Raw genomic sequence first — 17,344 nt, 5'->3', positions numbered from 1 at the left:
TGGGCAACGATCGCCTGGCGGGAGGGCGGCGGCGCATATGTCGTCGCCCCATGGTCAATCAGCGACTGGGCGAAGCTTGTTGAGTGCCACGCCGATACGGTGGCGTCTCTCAATACCCATCTTGACGGCCAACCTCCACGAGCCGACGCGCGGATCTGCCGAGATGAGGATGTTTGCGCGGAGCGTTCGTCGCGCGTCGTGCTGGGTTGACGGTCGTGTGGGGCACGGTGGCCCGGACGGGTCGCCATGCCCCACGATGAACGGTCTACCGGAGGTCGGTCGCGTGGTCGGTGGCCCATTGCGCGAATGTCCGCGCGGGTCGGCCGGTCAGGCGCGGGACGATGTCTGCCCACTCCTGGTTCGTCGGGGCGGGGGCACGCGCGGATTCCGCCCACATGGCGAAGATCCAGTCGACGAACGCCTCCGGATAGCCGTTGCTGATCCACTCGGCTCGGGCCTGGGCCGGATCGAGTTCGTCGAATCGCACCGTGGCACCGATCGCCGTGCCGATCGCGTCGACCTGCGCGACGGTGGTGAGCGCCTCGGGGCCGGCGAAGGTGTAGGTCCGGCCGGCGTGGCCGTCCTCGACGAGCACCGTCGCGGCGACCGCGGCGATGTCCGCCTCATGGGTGGGTTGGGTGACCGCAGCCCCGTATGGGCGGCGAACCGCCCGACCTTTCTTGATGGCCGGGGCCCAGTCCAGCCAGTTCGCGGCGAACTCCCCGGGCCGGACGTGCGTCCACTCCAGTCCGGAGTCCTCGACCGCACGCTCGACCGCCAGGTACCCGTCCTCGCTGTCGTCGGTGTCGGCCAGCGCCCCGGACAGCACGACGATGCGCCGCACGCCGGCCCACTTCGCAGCAGCGACAACGTCACGCGCCGTCCGTCCGACCGAGAACAGGTACATCCTCTCGACGCCGTTCAACGACGGCTCCAGGGACGGCGGGTCCGTCAGGTCGCCGCCGACGACCTCCACCCCGTCCGGAAGGCTCGACGCCGACGGCGTCCGCGTGAGTGCGCGGACCCGATGGCCGGTCTTCACCAGTTCGGCGACGACGTGTCGGCCCACCATGCCGGTGGCACCCGTGACCAGAATCGTCATCGCGTCACCTCCGGGCGGAAGTCGGCGGCATGGTCGTTGGCCCACTGGGCGAACGTGCGCGGTGGTCGTCCCGTCACCTGCAGATAGGTGTCCGTTGGCGGCAGCGCACCGGTCCCGTCGACCGCGTCGGCGAGCAGCGCGATCATCCAGTCGGCGGTCTCGTCATCGACGCCGTCGCGCAGCCAGTGCCTGCGCGCCTCGGCCGGATCGAGCTCCTCGAATCCCACCTGAACGCCGATGGCGGCACCGATCGCGGTGACCTGCTCCGCCTGCGAGACCTTCACCGGGCCGGTGACGGTGTACGCGGCACCGACATGGTCGTCGGTCAGCAGCGCCGCGACCGCCACATCGGCGACGTCAGCCTCGTGGACCACCGGATAGCCAGCGGACGCGTACGGCCCGCGCACCACCCGTCCGGCCCGGATCTGGTCGGCCCACTGCAGAGCGTTGGCGGCCAACAGGCCCGGCCGCACATGGGTCCATTCAGCGCCGGAGGCCTCCACCACCAGTTCCGACCCGCGGTGCGCTTCCCGCTCTTCGGTCAGGTGCCGCCCGAGGGCGCCGTCACCTCCGGTTCCGGGTGCGAACCCGGCCGCCGCCGCGGAGTGCACGACGAACCGGGTGACGCCGACCTTGACCGCCTCATCGACGAACCCATGGTCGGGCGCGGCGTACACGAAGGGGAACAGGTACACCGACTGCACTCCGTCCAGCGCCTCCGGCCAGGTGTCGGGACGTTCGAAGTCTCCCTGGACCACCTCGGCACTGTCCGGCAGCCGGCCTGTCTGCGGCCGGCGGGTCATCGCCCGCACCGGTTGCCCGGCCCGGACCAGTTGGGCCACCACCTGGCGACCCACGTTTCCGGTCGCTCCGGTTACTAGGATTGTCACGTTGCTCCTTCTCGAATACCTGGAGTGGGGCAATAGACCGCCGCCGCGAATCCACGGCCAATGGCGCGGCGGCGGTCACCACGCAGGCTAGGTCGAAATCCCGAAAGCCGCACATCGTACATATGTGCGAGTACGCCGTCTTCGCAGTTCGGTCGCGCCGGTGTTCCGGATGGCGCGGGCACCCCGACGCACGCCGTTGCCGCCGGTGCGCCGCTCGCCGCCGGCGTCGACGCCACCCGGCCGCTCAACCTCGACGCCTGGGAAGGAGACAACCGCTGGCCGAGAACACCTGACCGCCCAACACCCTGCCCGACTCAAGCCCAGTGAGTATCCGGATCTGCCGCGATCCGAGCGGCGGCGTACTTCAGCAGTCTGGGCTCGCAGCCTACTTCGGGGTGTCGGCGAGGGGGTTGGTGAGTAGCTGCCGCGCGTTGGTGGCCCAGCGGATCGCGGTGCCTTCGCTGAAGCCGAAGACGGCTGCCAGGTGCAGCGGGTCCGCGCCGGCTGTGATGGCTTCCTCGAGTTGGCGGTCTATGCGCAGTCGTTCGAGGGTGCCGGGCAGGCCACGCAGGTTCAGGATCCAGGTGGCGCTGACCGGCGCATGGCCCAGCGCGCTCGTGGTGCTGACCAGCAGGTGCGGGTTGGCGGTGCCGGGCCATCGCTCGCGGCGGTAGGCCAGCCAGTCGAGCAATGCGTGGGTGGTGAGATCGTCGAGCGGGCGGCTGTTACCGGCGATGGTGATCCGCCGTTTGGCGAGATCGAGGTCGTCGAGGTGTAGGGCACGGATCTGGCCCGGTCGGGCGGCGTGGACGGCCGCGAGGGTCACGCAGAGCCTGGCCTGCGGGGTGGTCGCGGCAGTGACGCTGGCGGTGATCTCGTCCGGACGTAGCGGCTGCCAGATCGGGTCTGGCACTTTCGGGATCGAGATCGCGTGGGTCGGGTTCCGGAAGATCAACTTGTGTCGTTTGGCCCACCGGAACAGTGCTCGTAGTGCGGTGGCGGCGATTTCCCGGCGTGTTCCCTGCAGCGTGCACAGGTAGGCGAGGACATCGTCGCGGGTGACTTCGAGCAGGTGGCCGCGTTGTGGCCAGTTCGCGGCGGCGTCCGCGGCGACGCCGAGGTAGGCGCGGACGGTCTGTTCGTCGCGGGGTCGGCTGCGGGGGCCACCGTCACGCAGCAAGCGCGCCCAGGTGAGCAGGTTGTGGCGCCAGGCGTCCGGCAGGTCGGCCACTTTGACGGCCATCAGGTTCTCCAGGGCGGCCGGCCTGTCGTCGTCGAGGACGTCCATCGCGGCGAGGATCTCGACGACACGGTCGAGGTTGATGAAGTACTGGGCGGTTAGGGCGCCGAGGTCGCTAGCCCGGATGCGGTCCGGTTCGCGGTGGTCGGAGAACAGCCGGACGAGGACTCGTTGCATGGCGCGTTGCGCGGTTGGTCTCCAGCCGCGTGTCTCGGCGTTGGTGTGTGCCAGGTGCAGTGCCCAGGCTAGCCAGGGCTTGTCCGGCGGTGGTGCGGTGCGCAGGTCGACGGCGGCGTTCAGGTAGTCGCGTGGTCCCGGCGGTACCAGCGCCGGTTGCAGCCAGGTGCTGACCGGTCGAGAGGCGGGAGGTGGAGCCTGCTTCAGCGGGCGCCCCTTGGTGCCGTAGCGGCGTGGGGCCGTGCGCGGCGGTGGCAATCGGCGATCGCTGATGCTCAGGAACAGTTGCTGCCAGCGGATCCCGTCGAGGTAGGGCGCCAGTAGGACCGCGGACCGGGCGTCGACGGCTAACCGTTCGCGCTCGTCGCGGGCTTGGCACCAGCACAGCCGGCAGTAGCTCTTCTTCAGCCTGGTCACCCGGTCGCAGGCCGCGCACACCCCGATCGGGTGGTGCCTGCTCGGGGCGGCGAAGTTGTAGCAGGCCAGGCAGACGCCTTGGGCGTAGGTCAGGCCCCAGGCCAGGCAGCCCGCGCAGCTGGTCACGGTGCGCGGCGTCCAGGTGCCGTCGTGGTCGCGAGCGCCCATCGGTCAGAGAGGCGGCAACGAGCGGCCGTCACGCCGCCGGGGTATCACGGCCTGGATGTCGGTGGGTCTGGTGGCGTCGGCGGCCGGTTTGGCGGTCTCCTGGCCAAAGCGGGTCACCGTTTCGGGTTCGGGAATGAGCAGGTCACCGACCTGGCAGTCGAGCGCGACGCAGATGACGTCGAGGTCGGCGAGCTTGATCGTGACCGGCTTGCCGGACCACAGGCCGGACATCTTTCCGGCAGAGATGACCAGGCCGTGCTCGGCGAACAGCCGGAGCAGGTCGGACGCTTTCCAGATGCCGCGCTGCGCCGCGACCAGGCGCATGTTCCAGCGCATTTCAGGCGAGCCCTTCCAGTCGTCGCGCGGCGCGGCGTTGCCCGTCGAGCCACGCCTGCTCGATGCGGGTGCGGTGCACGTGAACGTACTTCATCGTCGTGGCGACCCAGGCGTGGCCGAGCAGCTCCTGGATCGCGATCAGATCGACTCCCGTTCATATACATCTGTGACGCGCAGTAGTGCCGCAGGACGTGGGGTGTCAGCTTTTCGGTCCACTTCGGCAGATACGCGGCGACTGCGGTCGCTAGGCCGGCGCGCAAAGCGTCATAGCCGACGCGTCCGAGCGGTTGTCGCTCGGACGGGAACAGCGGGGCCTTCGGCGAGCGGTAGTCGCCGCCGAAGTGGGCCCATACGTCCTCGACGTACCAGCGCAGCGTGCGCCCGGCGTCGTTAATCAGCGGCACCATACGTTCGCGCGGGCCAGAGCCGTTTGAGCCCTTCCCGACGCGGACGTGGAGTTTGCCGAACGGGCCGAGGCCCCACCTGATGTCGTCGAGATCTAGGTTGCGGACCTCGTTGACTCGCAGCCCGACATCGGCCATCAACCGGGCGGCCGTGTAGTTGCGTGCCGTCGGCGCGAACTTGCGGCAGGTCGCGAGCCCGGCCGCCCACCCAGAGAAGAAGGTCCTGATCTCGCCCTCGTCCGGCGGGATCCGCAGCATGGCGTCCTTGCGCCCGCGCGGCCGGTTGACCTCGTCGATCGGGCAGGTCACGACCCGCCCAGTCAGCGTGTGCAGCTGCGCTTGGACCGCAGTTCCAGGAACGCGAAGTAGGTCCGCAGTGCCTGCGACCTCGCGAGCCGCGTGCCGGAGGGCGCGCCGCGTAGTACTCGGCCGAAGTATGCGTCCGCGTCGGTCGGCTCCATCTCCCACAGCGGTCGGCCGAACCAGTCGCGGATCTGCTCCAACTGGCTCACGTCGCCGCGCACGGTCCCGTCGGTCAACCCCGCCGAGGCGCGTGCCAACACGAACCCGGCCAGGACATCTACCTCGAAGTCTTCGAGCTCCTCGTCCGTCGCCGGCGCCCGCCGGTCGCGGAGATCACGGACAACTGCCAGCCCCAACCCGAGATACCTGCCTTCATGCCATCCGAAGCCACATCGGCTCGCCCGATGTGGCTTCAGCTTTTCTGAAGAGGATTCAGTTTGCAATCACTAGCTCGCATGGCGAGATCAACAAGCTCAAGCATCCCTACAACCTCGACCAACACCGCGAACTCAAGCGATGTCGGACTGCCCGGACCGGCGATCAACGAGCGGTGGACAGGAATTCGGTCTGGGCCTGCCGGAGGCTGCTGAGGTCGTGGGGTACGGGCATGACGCCGTAGCGGTCGAAAGCGTCGACGCTCGCTCCGAGCGAGGGCGGCCATCTTCGCTGCCACTCGGTCAGCGGCACGCTCGAAGCGACCACGCGTAGTGGCTCGGCGAGCCGGTCGAACTCCACCTGCTGCCACTCGCGCAGCTCGTTGCAACGCCGCGCCGAGGTCACCAGCGAGGCGGCGACCTCGGTGGTCGTGGCCGTCTGCGGCTGGACCACGTCGCCGTTCATGATCGAGTGCCGGCCTAGCGGCAGTGCGGCGCGGTGGCCGTACCGTTCCCCGACGACCTGCGAGACGTGTCGGCAGGTTTCGCAGGCCAGCCACGACCACCGGGTTCGGGTGGTCACCGTGTCTCGGACGCACAACACGCACAGGTCGAGGTCACTTGAGATGTCCTGCCCCTGCCACTGCTGCTCCCACTCCGGCGTACGCGGCTGGCAGCGGCACCGCTGCTCGCGCGGCGCGCCATCGCGGAGGGTCCCGCAGGTCAGGCAGACCGCGAAAGCAGCCAGGTCCGGCTCTTCGAATGGCACGGTGAACTCGCCTTCCGGTGCCCGAGGCACCCGCTCTTGCCGTACCGCAGCTTGCGGCCGGCCTGGTCTTCCCCCGGAGGCACCGTGCGCGGGTGGCGCGGTTGCCGGGTCAGCAAGCCGGGAGGCTTGACGCTGACCACTCTTGACGCCCAGGAAGCATAAAGATCAGCGATGCCGAGAGCAACCCCGGGCAACACGTGACGGACCTGAGCCGACGGCGGTCGGCGATGGCCGCGCTCGGCGTTCCTTTGGCCGGACGTGCAGAGCACGTCCGGCCAAAGGAACGCGGAAACCTAGACCGGGAGTCCGACAACCCCGGCTCGGCAGTAGGAATCAAGCCGGCCAGGCTCAGCCATACGCACAGCGTGTCAGGACGCTGCGGTCGATCGGCTCAGCTCTTCCCAAGCAGTCAGGTCGGCTAGACGCGATTCGAGCTCGGCGCGGAGCCCGTCGACCGCGTCACCACCCAGCGCGAGTCGAAGGGGCGGATTGTCGCTGTCAACCGCGGTGACAATGGCAGCTGCGGCCTTGGCGGGGTCGCCTTCCTCGGAGCCTTGCATCGCGTTGACGTAGCTGCGGAACGCCCCGGCGGTCCCACTGTAGGCGTCGATGACCGATGACTCGGTCTTGTTGCTGTTGATCTGGGTGCGGAATGATCCCGGTTCCACCATCAGGACTCGCACCCCAAGTGGGGCGACTTCTCCCGCCAGTGTCTGTGACAAGCCTTCCAGGGCGAACTTCCCGGCATGGTAGGCCCCGAAGGCATGGAAGCTTGTTTGTCCACCCATCGAGCTCATCTGCACGATCGTTCCGCTACCCCGCTCGCGCATACTTGGCAGTACAGCCTTCGTTGTCTCGGCGGCGCCGAAGAACAGAACCTCCATCTGCTCGCGCAGCTGTTGCATAGTGATTTCCTCGACGGCGCCCATCATGAGGAATCCGGCGTTGTTGACAAGGACGTCGATCCGGCCGAATAGTGCCAGCGTCGACTTTACCGCGACCTGAATGGAGTCGGGATCAGTGACGTCCAGAGCGCAGGTGCTGACCTGCCCGTTGCCGAGATCGGCAAGGTCTTGAAGAGTTTCGGGACGGCGCGCTGTCGCCATAACCCGGTCACCCGCGGCCACTGCGGCGCGCACAATCTCACGGCCGAAACCGCTTGAGCATCCTGTAATAAGCCACACGCGGCCCTGGGTCTGATCTGTCATGTCTTTGCTTCCTGATCGGTGCCGGTTCTCTGTAACTGCTTGCGAGAACCATCCTCACCACCGGCGCGCGGATCGTCCAACACTCGCTTCCTGTAGCAGTGACAGTCTGCTCCTGTGACCCCCCTGAGCTGGGTAAAGTGCGCTGCTTTTCTTGCCTTGGCACGCGCAATAGGTCTCATGTGGGCGGCTGCCCTGGTGATTCCCCCAGCGTGCCGCCCGTTCCCGACGCCCGCAGCGCTGGATCGCGCCGAGCAGGTCGTCGCAACCATGGGACAAGCCGTACGTGGCGAGGTCGGTCAACCCGCAGTCCCATGGCGATCGACACGCTCACCTCACCCTGACGCGCCCTCGACGAGGCGCCGATTTCATGGCAATGGAAAGCGACAACAGGATCAGACTGTGGCTGCGACAGCAAAAGGGTGTTGGACGCGGCAGACCTCTTTGATGAGCATTTGTCTTGCCAGCCACTGGACGGTTCAGGATGCCAAGGGGCGAGGCATGACGATCGAGAACTCCGGTTCGTGCCGGCCAATCAACTTGATGCCGGACACCGGGCCGGCGGGCCCCCGCGAAGGCTGCGCCAGCCATATGCGCGACGGTTGGTGGTGCCAGGCAACTGGGCCCTGGGCGTCGACACGGTCGACGGGCCGTACGCCCAATTCGAATCCGCAGGGCCGACCCCCTTGCCAAGAACGCCTGCGGGGACAGGGCCCTGGCGTTCACCGCCGCCAACAGCGTCGGGGCGGGTCGCCGCCGAGGGGTCAGGCTCTGCCGAGGCCGTTGAGGAACGTGTCCACGACGACGTCGGCCGCCTGCGGGGGCGCCAGGTCGGGGAACTGATGGGCAGCACTGGCCACCAGCTGGTCGAGGACCGCCCGCACCCATTCCAGGGGTACGTCCGAGCGCAGGAAGCCTTCATCGACGGCGCGTTGGAGGAAGTCATTCAGCCGTTCGCTCTGGCCCTGACGCCGTTGGCGCGCGTCAGGGTTCTGCTGCATCAAGCGGGCCGTGTCGACCGGCCACTCACGGCTGACGGGGATGATGCCCTCCGCGTAGCGGTGCAGTGCGACCGGCACCGGCGCCTCCGTGAGTCGCGCCTCGTCTAGGACCTGTTCGGTGGAGTCGAGTTTCGCCTGGAATACGGCTGTGAGGAGGGCTTCCCGGCTGGCGAAGCGCCGATGGACCGTGGTGCGGTCCACCCCCGCCGCGTTGGCGATGGCTGCCACGGACGTGCTCGGATCCTCAGCCAGCAGTCGGGCACCCGTGCGCAGGACCGCCGACAGATTGCGTGCGGCATCAGCTCTCATAGTCTCCCCTAGCCTAGCACTGCGGCGTTTTGGATGCCATTGGCTACTCAGTCGAAGTGATAGAGGCCGCCTACGCCACACATATGTGGCACCTAGGAGCCCAAACATCTACATTGATAGAGCGCTTCTACTGAGGCGGTTACTCAAACGTTCGTATGAGATAGGAGTGGTACGCCATGCGACGGACTTGGTTGATCACCGGTGGTTCCCAGGGACTGGGGAAGGCGCTGACGGTTGCGGTGCTGGCTGCGGGTGACCAGGTCATGGTGACCTCGCGTCGGCCGGAGGTGCTGGCCGATCTGAAGGCCGAGCACCCGGAGCGGCTGGAGACCGTGGCGCTGGACGTCACGTCACCCTCCGAGGCCCGGAACGTGGTCGCGGCGGCGGTCGAGCGTTTCGGTTCCCTCGACGTGGTCGTGAACAACGCCGGTTACGCCACCAGCAATTCGTTGGAGGACTTCCCGGAGGATGAGTTGCGTGCGCAGATTGAGACAAACCTGTACGGCGTCATCAACGTGACCCGGGCGGCGCTGCCAGTCCTGCGAGGCCGGCGCTCGGGGCACTTCGTACAGATCTCGTCCATCGGCGGCCGCGTCGGCGGCACTCCCGGACTCGGCGCGTACCAGACCGCGAAGTTCGGGGTTGAGGGCTTCTCCGAGGTCCTGGCGAACGAGGTGGCACCGCTGGGCATCAAGGTGACCATCGTGGAGCCGGGCGGCATCCGTACCGGTTGGGCCGGGGGCGCGGCGCTGGCCTCCGGCAGTACCCAGGCCGACTACGAGCAGATCGTCGGACAGTGGCGAACCATGTTCGCCGACTACGCCGGCAACGAGCCGGGCGACCCCGCCCGCATGGCCCGAGCGATCATCGACGTCGTGGACTCCAAGGAGCCGCCGCGTCGGCTGCTGCTCGGCGGCGACGCCCTGGGGCTCGCGCTGGAGTCGGGCGAGAAACGGCTCGCGGAGGCCCGGCAGTGGGCCGATGTCAGCCGTTCCACGGACTACCCGGACGCGTCGGCGAGTGCTGCAGCGCAACCTGTCGAGATGACGCGGAATATCTGAGGAGGGGGCGAATCTCTGGATCATCAGTTTGTGGACGCGCTACAGCAACAGTTTGCCGGGCTGAAGGACGTCTCGTATGAGTGGAGGCGTTGCCTGGCAAGGGCTGGGGGTCAGCCTGCCAGGATGATGTTGTGCAGGTGTGCGATGCCGGAAGCGGTGTCGGTCAATGTGCGGGCGGCGCGGTGGTAGTCGCGCAGGATCTTGAAGCACTTCATCCTTGCCAGGGTGTGTCCGACCTGCGCGGGGGAAGCGGTCACCGCGACCGGCGGAGCAGCCGGGCGGCGGGGCGTGCGTGGCAGTTTTCCGGCGAGCTGCCCGACAGGCGGTGGAGGGGTACGAGCGTGGCTGCTGAGCGAGGACTTTGGCTCGCGGTGCTGGGTCCGGTACGGGCCTGGTGGGACGGACGGGAGATAGACCTCGGATCGCCACAGCAGCGGGCGGTCCTGGCGATCCTGCTGCTGAGCGATGGTGTGCAGGTCTCGTCCGAGACACTGGTCGACGGCGTATGGGGAGACGACCCGCCGCGTACGGCAGTCGGGACCGTACGGACCTACGTCTACCGGCTCCGGAAGGTGCTGGGCGGCGACGGGTCGCCCCTGGTCATCGAATCGGTCGCCGGTGGTTATGTCGTACGCGTTCCGGCCGAGGTCCTCGACCTCGGCATGTTCCGCCACCGGCTTGCGCAGGCCCGGGAGGCCCGACGCGCCGGTGACCTGGCGCGGGCGGCGACCGAGCTGCGCGACGCCCTCGACCTGTGGCAGGGCACGCCGCTTGTGGGCATCAAGGGGTCCTTCGCCGACGGTCGCCGCACCGGCCTCCGGTCGCTGCAACTGGCCGCGATCGAGGGGCGGTTCGACCTCGACCTCCAGCTCGGCCGCCACGAACAGGTGGCCCTCGAGTTGACCGAGCTGGTCGCGGAGCACCCCCTTCGTGAGCGGCTGCGCGAACTGCTCATGCTGGCGCTGTACCGGTCGGGTCAACAGGCCGAGGCGATAGACGTCTACCAGGACGCCCGGCGACTCCTCGCCGAGGAGCTGGGCATCGACCCGGGACCGGCACTGCGCGACCTCTACCAGCGGGTCCTCGCGGCGGACCGGGAGTTGGACGCCGTGGCAGCCGATCGGCCGCCGTTGGACCAGCCGCTCTCGGCACCGTCCCAGCTTCCGCCGGACCTGCCGGACTTCACAGGACGCGCCGACCTCCTCGCCCGCGCCGTCCACCTGTTGACCCGCCCCGACGCGACCACGGTGCTCGGCGTTGACGGGCTGGCCGGGGTGGGCAAGACCGCCTTCGCCGTCCATCTGGCGCACGCGGTGCGAAACCACTTCCCCGACGGGCAGGTCTACGTCGACCTGACCGACGAGGGCGGCCAGCCAATCGGTCCGGGTCTGGTGCTGGAATTCCTGCTCCAGGCTTTCGGCGTCCCGCTCCGTGAGCTGCCGGACCTCGTCGGTCAGCGGGCGGCCCTCTGGCGGAGCATGCTTCGCGGCCGGCGGGTACTCGTCGTCCTGGACGACGTCCAGCACAGTGCCCAGGTTCGTGAGCTGCTGGCGATGTCGCCCGGGTGCGCCGTGGTCATCACCAGTCAGCGCCGACTTGTCGACCTGCCCAGCTCACACTGGCTGCGGCTCGACGTACTGGAGCCAGACGAGGCGTTGGCCCTCTTCGAGCGGGTCGCCGGCCGCGACCGGGTGAGCGACGACCTCGACGTGGTGACCCGGCTGACGGCGAAGTTCTCGTACCTGCCGCTTCCGGTGCGGATGGCGGCCGCGCGACTCGCGAGCAGACCCCGGGGCAGCCTGGCCGCCGTCGAGCACTACCTGTACGTGGACAAGTACCTCAACGGTGATTCGGGTCAGCCGATGTTCGAGGACTGCCGGATCGCCGCAGCCCCGATCGAGCGGGCGTACCGGCGGCTGGACGACACGCTGGCCCGCGCCTTCCGGCTGATCGCCCTGGCCGATGCTCCGGACGTGTCGATCATGTCGGCGGCGGCGATCCTCGACGTCGAACCGAACACCGCGGTGGAGGCCCTCGAGTCCCTCGCCGACCTGCACCTGATCGAGCCCGACGGCTCACGCCGTTACCACTACCTCGGCCTGATCCGGCCCTGGGCGCGGCAGCGGGCGTTTTCCCAGGACGGCATCGCCGCCTGTGACGCGGCAGTCGCCAGGTATGTCGGTTTCCTGTTGGCCAGCGCGTGCAACGCCCTGGACACGGCCGGTGTGGTCCGGTCGGGGGTTCGAGTGCTCGACGTCGCTGGCCTCACCTTCCGCGACCGGGAGGCCGCCGGGAGGTGGCTGTCGGAGCGCCGCCGGCACCTGCTCACCGCGATCGACCAGGGCGAGGCGAACCCGACCGTGGCGCGGGCACTGCATCGGGAACTGGCGATGGTCGCGCAGGCGCTCCACGCCGACCCGGCGGCGCTACGCGCTGTCGTCTGACTGCCTGGTGGGGGCGGTCCAGTCACCGGGGCACCGCCGGCCGTATCCACGCGTCGTCCATCAGTCGTAGATCACGCGATGGTGCGATCGCCCGGTCGCCGGATTCCTACACGCGACGCGAAACCGATCGACCTTGGAGCGCACATGCCCACGCCATCTTCCCGGCCTGACGGGGTCCAGATTCAGCGCCACGAGGCGGACGAACTCGGTGCCGAGGTCACCGGAACCGTCTTCCTGCCCGGCGACGCCGGCTACGAGGGGGAGTGCGCCACGTACAACCTCGCCCACCCGCACCGCCCGGCCGTGGTGGTGGGGGCGGTCACCGCCGCGGACGTGCAGGCGGCGGTACGGTTCGCGGCGCGGCGGCGGCTACCGGTCGCCGTCCTGGCCACCGGCCACGGAACGCCGATGGCCTCGGACGGGGCGGTGCTGATCGCCACCCGGCGGATGGACGCCGTCACCATTGACGAGGTGAACCGGGTTGCCCGGGTCCAGGCCGGCACCCGCTGGGAGCAGGTTGTGGCGGCGGCGGCGCCGTTCGGCCTGGCGCCGCTCAACGGTGCATCCCCGACCGTCGGGGTGGTCGGCTACACGCTCGGTGGCGGGCTCGGCCCGTTGGGCCGCGCGTACGGGTACGCCTCCGACCGGGTACGCGCCATCGACCTGGTCACCGCCGACGGCGAGCTGCGCCAGGTGACCCCGTCGAGCGAGCCGGACCTGTTCTGGGCACTGCGCGGCGGGAAGGGGAACTTCGGCGTCGTCATCGCCCTCGAGTTCGACCTCGTACCGTTGCCGCATTTCTACGGCGGTGGTCTCTTCTTCCCCGGTGAGTACGCCCCGCAGGTGCTGAACGCCTGGCGGGAGTGGGTCGCGACGGTTCCGGACGAGATGACCTCCTCGGTCGCGTTGCTCCGGCTGCCGCCCCTGCCCGAGGTGCCCGAGCCGCTGCGGGGACGGTTGACCGTGCACGTCCGCATCGCGTTTGCGGGCACCGCCGCCGACGCGGAGCCGTTGGTCGAGCCGCTGCGTGCGGCCGCCCCGAGCATCATCGACACGGTCGCCGAGATGCCGTACGCGGCGGTCGGTTCGATCCACGCCGACCCGCCCGCGCCGATCCCCATGTATGACCGGTCCGCGCTGCTGCGGGAGTTCCCGGCCGAGGCGGTGGACGCCATCGTCGAGCTGGCTGGATCGGGCGCCAACTCTCCACTGGTGCTGGTCGAGATCCGGCACCTCGGCGGTGCCCTGGCGCGTCCCGGCGGGTCGCCGAGCGCGATCGACCACCACCAACTTCCGTTCCTGTTCTACACCGTGGCCATCGCCGGCCCCGACCAGGCGACCGCGGTCGACACGTACGCCGCGAAGCTGCTCCAGAACCTGGCCCCGTGGGACAGCGGACGTCGTTTCGTCAACTTCCTCACCGCCACCGACGCCACCGCCGAAGGTGTCCGTGGCGCCTACACCACCGCCACCTACGAGCGGCTGCGGGCGGTCAAGGCCAGCTACGACCCGGAGAACCTGTTCCGGGTGAACCAGAACATCGAGCCGCTGCCGAACGCCTGACGGTTGCGCTGCGGGCCGCGTCCGTTCCTCCTCGGACGCGGCCCACCCGCCGTCGAGGATCGGCAGCAAGCGACGCTCCGGCGACGGGCTTCCATCAGGACTTCAGCGTCGCTCAGCGCCTTCTATTCGGCACCGGAACTCATCGCCCATCCTGGATCCACCACCACCCCGAGCCCCCGCACACCTACCCCGCCGTCGCCGGCAGCTTCCTTGTCGGTCAGTCGCTCGTCCCTGTGTGCTACCAAGAAGCCGGAGACTGCTGGCCTTGGACGTACTGCGGCTGGACTATTTCCACCAAGGGCTAGGGGTACGCGGATGAGAGCGATCGTCTACGACAGGTACGGGCCCCCGGATGTGTTGCGGATCGAGAAAGTCCCCAAGCCGTCTCCCACTGCCCGGCAGGTGCTCGTCAAGATTGCGGCGACCTCGGTCAACCTGAGCGATTGGGAGACCCTGCAAGGCTCACCACTGTATTCGCGCATCGGTGGGCTGCGCTCACCGGCACGCCGGACACTCGGCTCGGACATCGCCGGATGGGTCGAGGCGGTGGGCCCGACCGTCACCCGGTTCCGACCCGGTGACGAGGTGTACGGCGACAACCTCATGCTCAAGGGCGGTTTCGCCGAGTACGCGATCACTCCCGAGTCGGTTCTGGCCCGCAAGCCCGCCGGCCTTACCTTCGCCGAGGCCTCGGCGATCCCGCAGGCGGGCGTAATCGCGTGGCAGGGGACCGAAGGCGCCGCAGCCGGGAAACGCGTCCTGATCAACGGTGCCGGCGGAGGATCGGGCTCATTTGCGATTCAGCTCGCCAAGCGACTCGGCGCCCAGGTGACCGGCGTCGACAACGCCAGCAAGCTCGACTTCATGCGGTCGGTCGGCGCGGACAAGGTGATCGACTACCGCAGCCAGGACTTCACCCGCAGCGGCCCGTACGACCTCATCCTCGATCTGGTCGCGCACCGGTCGGTGTTCGCCTACCGCCGGGCACTGGCCCCCGGCGGCCGTTACCGGTGCGTCGGCGGATCGGTCTCGGCGCTGCTGCGCATAACGACGATCGGCGCGGCGGCCGGCCGACTCACACACCGCCGGCTGGGCGTGCTCGCCGTCAAGGAAGGGCCGACCCACTTCGAACCGGTGGCCGACCTCTGCGCCACGGGCAACCTCGCCATCCACATCGACCGAGCCTTCACCCTCGACGAGGTGCCCGAGGCGTTGGCCCACGTTGGAGAGGGACGCGCCCTCGGAAAGGTCATCGTGACCGTAAACTGACCAGCGACTGCGCACATCTGCCGCGATCAGCTCATTACAGAACGTCACGGCATGTCGAGTCGGCAAGCTCGCGGACTTGCCGATGAGCGAATGTCTGCTGTCGCGATTGCCTGCCCGGCTCTGCCGGCCGTTTGCAGGTGCAGGGCTGCCAGAAGGCAGCTGCGGGAAGGCTACGAGTCCGACCCAGGCGGCCGAGGGACGAGCGGAGGCGAGTCGTCCGCAAGCCGGACGCGCTTTCGCCACCGGTAGTGGCGCCACAGAGCGACTGTGACGGCCACGGCAACGAGCACTGCGATGGCACCCTTCCAGGCGCGCTCGAACCACGATCGGTCGTTGCCGAACGCCGCATCACCGGCCGTCATCAGCCATAGGCCCACCCACGCCCATTGCCAGCCGCGTGGCCGGGAGAATTTGTCGGGCGGGTCGAAGAATGCGACGGACACAGCGGCTGCGACGCCGACGACGACGATCAGCGGTAATCCGATGCGCCAGACGACCTCCCACAGCGACACGAGCCGATCATGGCACGCCGTCAGCTTGAATCATCAGAGCCGTTCCTCTAACCAACTCTCTCCGGCGGGTGAGGTAGCACCGGTGGCCCAAGAACACCAAAGTCCGCACATGCCGCCGAGCGCGCGCCCTGCCTTCCGAGCCGAGTGTCACGCTCCGTCGCGGCGTCGGAGGCGCGCCGGCCGCACAGCACCGGCCTCGCTGAACTGCCGAGATGAGTGCACCTGATCAACGCAGTACAGCCTGCTGCGCTTCAGCCATTGGATGAGCAACGCGAGTTCGACCCATGCGGCGGCCTGGTTGCCCACGCCCAATCGACGATCCGTAGGCCGAGCGGGGTCACGATCAAGTTGGTCGGGTTGAGGTCGGAGTGGATGAGTGTCTCGCCGTCCATCGCCGGGTGCGCGAACCCGAGCCGGGCTGCCGGGGTGAACCACGGTTCGCCGGGCGCCGGAGTTTGCTGAAGTGCCTTCAGTGTGACTGCGAGCAGATCGAGATCCGCGCTGCCGGGTGACAGGTCGGGGTGGGGACCGGCAAGATGCTCGGTCCCCACCACCAGCCAGCCATCGGACTCGAAATGCCACAGGACTGCGGGCGGGCGAATCTGTGGGAGTTGTCAGTAGCGCAGGGCGCGGAGGTTTGTGTAGCTGTCGCAGGCGGACGAGACGCCGTCCGGGCGGGGGCTGTCGTTCTCGGTCAGGTAGAGGTCGACGCCGCTCATCTGGCTGTAGGCGAAGATGCGGGCGAAGTCGATGGTGCCCTCGCCCACGTCGGCGAAGGAGCCGTCGGCGGCCAGGTCCTTGACATGGAACAGCGAGAACCGGCCCGGGTACTGCTTGATCAGCTCCACCGGATCGACGCCGACGCTGGCCGCCCAGTAGAGGTCGAGCTCCATCGCCACCAGGTTCGGGTCGGTCTCGCGGACCAGCACGTCGTAGCCGCGTACGCCGTTCTGGGCGGTGAACTCGAAGCCGTGGTTGTGGTAGGCGACGGTGATGCCGGCCTGCTTGAGCGTGGCGCCGACGGTGTTGAGGGTCACGGCCACCCTGGAGTAGTCGGCGAGGGTCCAGGAGCCCGATCCGGAGATGCGGACGTACTTCGCGCCGAACGCCTTGGCGTTGGCGATGACGCCGTCGAGGTTGTTTTGGAGGTCGCCGAGGCCGATCCCGATGGAGGGAACGGACAGTCCGGCGTCGGCCACCAGGGGCGCGAGCGCGGTGGCCGTCCTGCCGTAGAAGTTGTTGACCGCGCCCGAGGGTTCCGCGTTGCGGTAGCCGCAGGCGGCAAGCGCGCCGAGGGTGGCTTCGGGTGCGCTCGACATGGTGGCCCGGACCGTGTAGAGGACGAGGCCGATGCGGTCGTCGGGTAGCGCGCGGGTCCCCGATGCCGGCTGCGGTGTGCCGATCTCGGAGCCGGCTGCCGCTCGTACGATGCTCGCCCTCTCCTGCCGTGTGATGACGTCGTCCTGCCGGAGCGTGTTGGTCAGGCCGCTGACGGTCCTCACGAAGCTGCCGTGGTCGGCGAACGGGGCCTTCGCCCAGACGGCGTCCAGGATGGTGCACCCGTTGCCGAGGTCGCGGTTGGGTACGCCTGAGTCGGCGCCGCGGCCGAAGAAGACCGTGGACGAGGTGGTGTAGCCCCACGGGCAGAGGTCGGCGGCGACCTGTTCCGCGGCGGACGTGTCGGGTTCGGCGGCCGACGCCGGAGCCGCGGTGAACGGCAGGAGTGCCGCTGCGAGCAACACGACGAGGTGACGGGCTCGCGATCGATGGTGGGACGGGCGGGCGGAGCTGAAGTTCATC

At 68.7% G+C, this 17,344-nt stretch carries 14 protein-coding genes, 3 pseudogenes and 1 riboswitch; of the genes and pseudogenes, 4 read left to right on the top strand and 13 right to left on the bottom strand.

From position 1 onward, the window contains the following. Positions 1-265: 265 nt before the first annotated feature. The 9 genes and pseudogenes from M8C17_RS01025 to M8C17_RS00985 form a co-directional block, all read right to left on the bottom strand. Positions 266-1,102, bottom strand: a complete 837-nt coding sequence (locus M8C17_RS01025) for an NAD(P)H-binding protein (RefSeq protein WP_252414209.1) — start codon at positions 1,100-1,102, stop codon at positions 266-268. Then, entirely contained in the window at positions 1,099-1,992 is an 894-nt protein-coding gene (locus tag M8C17_RS01020) for an NAD(P)H-binding protein (protein ID WP_252414208.1), read from the bottom strand. Before M8C17_RS01020 ends, M8C17_RS01025 begins: the two co-directional genes overlap by 4 nt. Positions 1,993-2,377: 385 nt before the next feature. Further along, positions 2,378-3,994 carry an integrase gene (locus M8C17_RS01015; RefSeq protein WP_252414207.1) on the bottom strand — a complete coding sequence of 539 codons (1,617 nt, stop codon included), beginning with the start codon at positions 3,992-3,994 and terminating at the stop codon, positions 2,378-2,380. Between the two features lie 3 nt (positions 3,995-3,997). Then, positions 3,998-4,330, bottom strand: coding sequence for a helix-turn-helix transcriptional regulator (locus M8C17_RS01010; protein WP_252414206.1), 333 nt, complete (start codon positions 4,328-4,330; stop codon positions 3,998-4,000). A gap of 209 nt (positions 4,331-4,539) precedes the next feature. Next, positions 4,540-4,872: pseudogene (locus M8C17_RS01005) on the bottom strand (site-specific integrase); the annotation flags it as partial. A gap of 182 nt (positions 4,873-5,054) precedes the next feature. Beyond that, positions 5,055-5,393, bottom strand: a complete 339-nt coding sequence (locus tag M8C17_RS01000) for a hypothetical protein (protein ID WP_252414205.1) — start codon at positions 5,391-5,393, stop codon at positions 5,055-5,057. A 184-nt stretch (positions 5,394-5,577) separates the two neighbouring features. Beyond that, positions 5,578-6,180 carry a hypothetical protein gene (locus tag M8C17_RS00995; RefSeq protein ID WP_252414204.1) on the bottom strand — a complete coding sequence of 201 codons (603 nt, stop codon included), beginning with the start codon at positions 6,178-6,180 and terminating at the stop codon, positions 5,578-5,580. Positions 6,181-6,207: 27 nt separating this feature from the next. After that, positions 6,208-6,328: riboswitch (SAM riboswitch) on the bottom strand. A gap of 220 nt (positions 6,329-6,548) precedes the next feature. Then, entirely contained in the window at positions 6,549-7,388 is an 840-nt protein-coding gene (locus tag M8C17_RS00990) for an oxidoreductase (RefSeq protein WP_252414203.1), read from the bottom strand. A 761-nt stretch (positions 7,389-8,149) separates the two neighbouring features. Then, the gene (locus tag M8C17_RS00985) at positions 8,150-8,695 is read right to left on the bottom strand and encodes a TetR/AcrR family transcriptional regulator (protein WP_252414202.1); all 546 of its coding nucleotides are present in this window, start codon (positions 8,693-8,695) and stop codon (positions 8,150-8,152) included. Between the two features lie 176 nt (positions 8,696-8,871). Between M8C17_RS00985 and M8C17_RS00980 the strand changes: the two genes are divergently transcribed. Beyond that, a complete protein-coding gene (locus M8C17_RS00980; protein ID WP_252414201.1) occupies positions 8,872-9,756 on the top strand; it encodes an oxidoreductase in 885 nt (294 codons plus the stop codon). A gap of 110 nt (positions 9,757-9,866) precedes the next feature. Here the strand turns inward: M8C17_RS00980 and M8C17_RS00975 are convergent. Further along, positions 9,867-9,998: pseudogene (locus M8C17_RS00975) on the bottom strand (IS5/IS1182 family transposase); the annotation flags it as partial. Positions 9,999-10,097: 99 nt separating this feature from the next. Between M8C17_RS00975 and M8C17_RS00970 the strand changes: the two are divergent. The 3 genes from M8C17_RS00970 (at position 10,098) to M8C17_RS00960 (ending at position 15,032) form a co-directional block, all read left to right on the top strand. Further along, complete coding sequence (locus tag M8C17_RS00970; RefSeq protein WP_252414200.1) at positions 10,098-12,200, top strand: BTAD domain-containing putative transcriptional regulator; 2,103 nt, start codon at positions 10,098-10,100, stop codon at positions 12,198-12,200. Positions 12,201-12,344: 144 nt separating this feature from the next. Further along, positions 12,345-13,763, top strand: a complete 1,419-nt coding sequence (locus M8C17_RS00965) for an FAD-binding oxidoreductase (protein WP_252414199.1) — start codon at positions 12,345-12,347, stop codon at positions 13,761-13,763. Between the two features lie 315 nt (positions 13,764-14,078). Further along, positions 14,079-15,032 carry an NAD(P)-dependent alcohol dehydrogenase gene (locus tag M8C17_RS00960; RefSeq protein WP_252414198.1) on the top strand — a complete coding sequence of 318 codons (954 nt, stop codon included), beginning with the start codon at positions 14,079-14,081 and terminating at the stop codon, positions 15,030-15,032. A gap of 170 nt (positions 15,033-15,202) precedes the next feature. Here the strand turns inward: M8C17_RS00960 and M8C17_RS00955 are convergent, their stop codons facing one another. From M8C17_RS00955 to M8C17_RS00945, 3 genes and pseudogenes are all read right to left on the bottom strand, one after another. After that, positions 15,203-15,544: a hypothetical protein gene (locus M8C17_RS00955; protein ID WP_252414197.1), complete on the bottom strand. Its 342-nt coding sequence runs from the start codon at positions 15,542-15,544 to the stop codon at positions 15,203-15,205. A 252-nt stretch (positions 15,545-15,796) separates the two neighbouring features. Continuing rightward, positions 15,797-16,140 (bottom strand): annotated as a pseudogene (locus M8C17_RS00950) (aminoglycoside phosphotransferase); the annotation flags it as partial. 18 nt (positions 16,141-16,158) lie between these two features. Beyond that, a complete protein-coding gene (locus M8C17_RS00945; RefSeq protein ID WP_252414196.1) occupies positions 16,159-17,343 on the bottom strand; it encodes a sugar phosphate isomerase/epimerase in 1,185 nt (394 codons plus the stop codon). Position 17,344: the final 1 nt, after the last annotated feature.

Origin of the sequence: Micromonospora sp. RHAY321 (assembly GCF_023896955.1) — a bacterium.
GTDB lineage: Bacteria > Actinomycetota > Actinomycetes > Mycobacteriales > Micromonosporaceae > Micromonospora.
The sequence above is the reverse complement of the archived record's forward strand: the minus strand, read 5'-3'. Positions and strand labels throughout refer to the sequence as shown.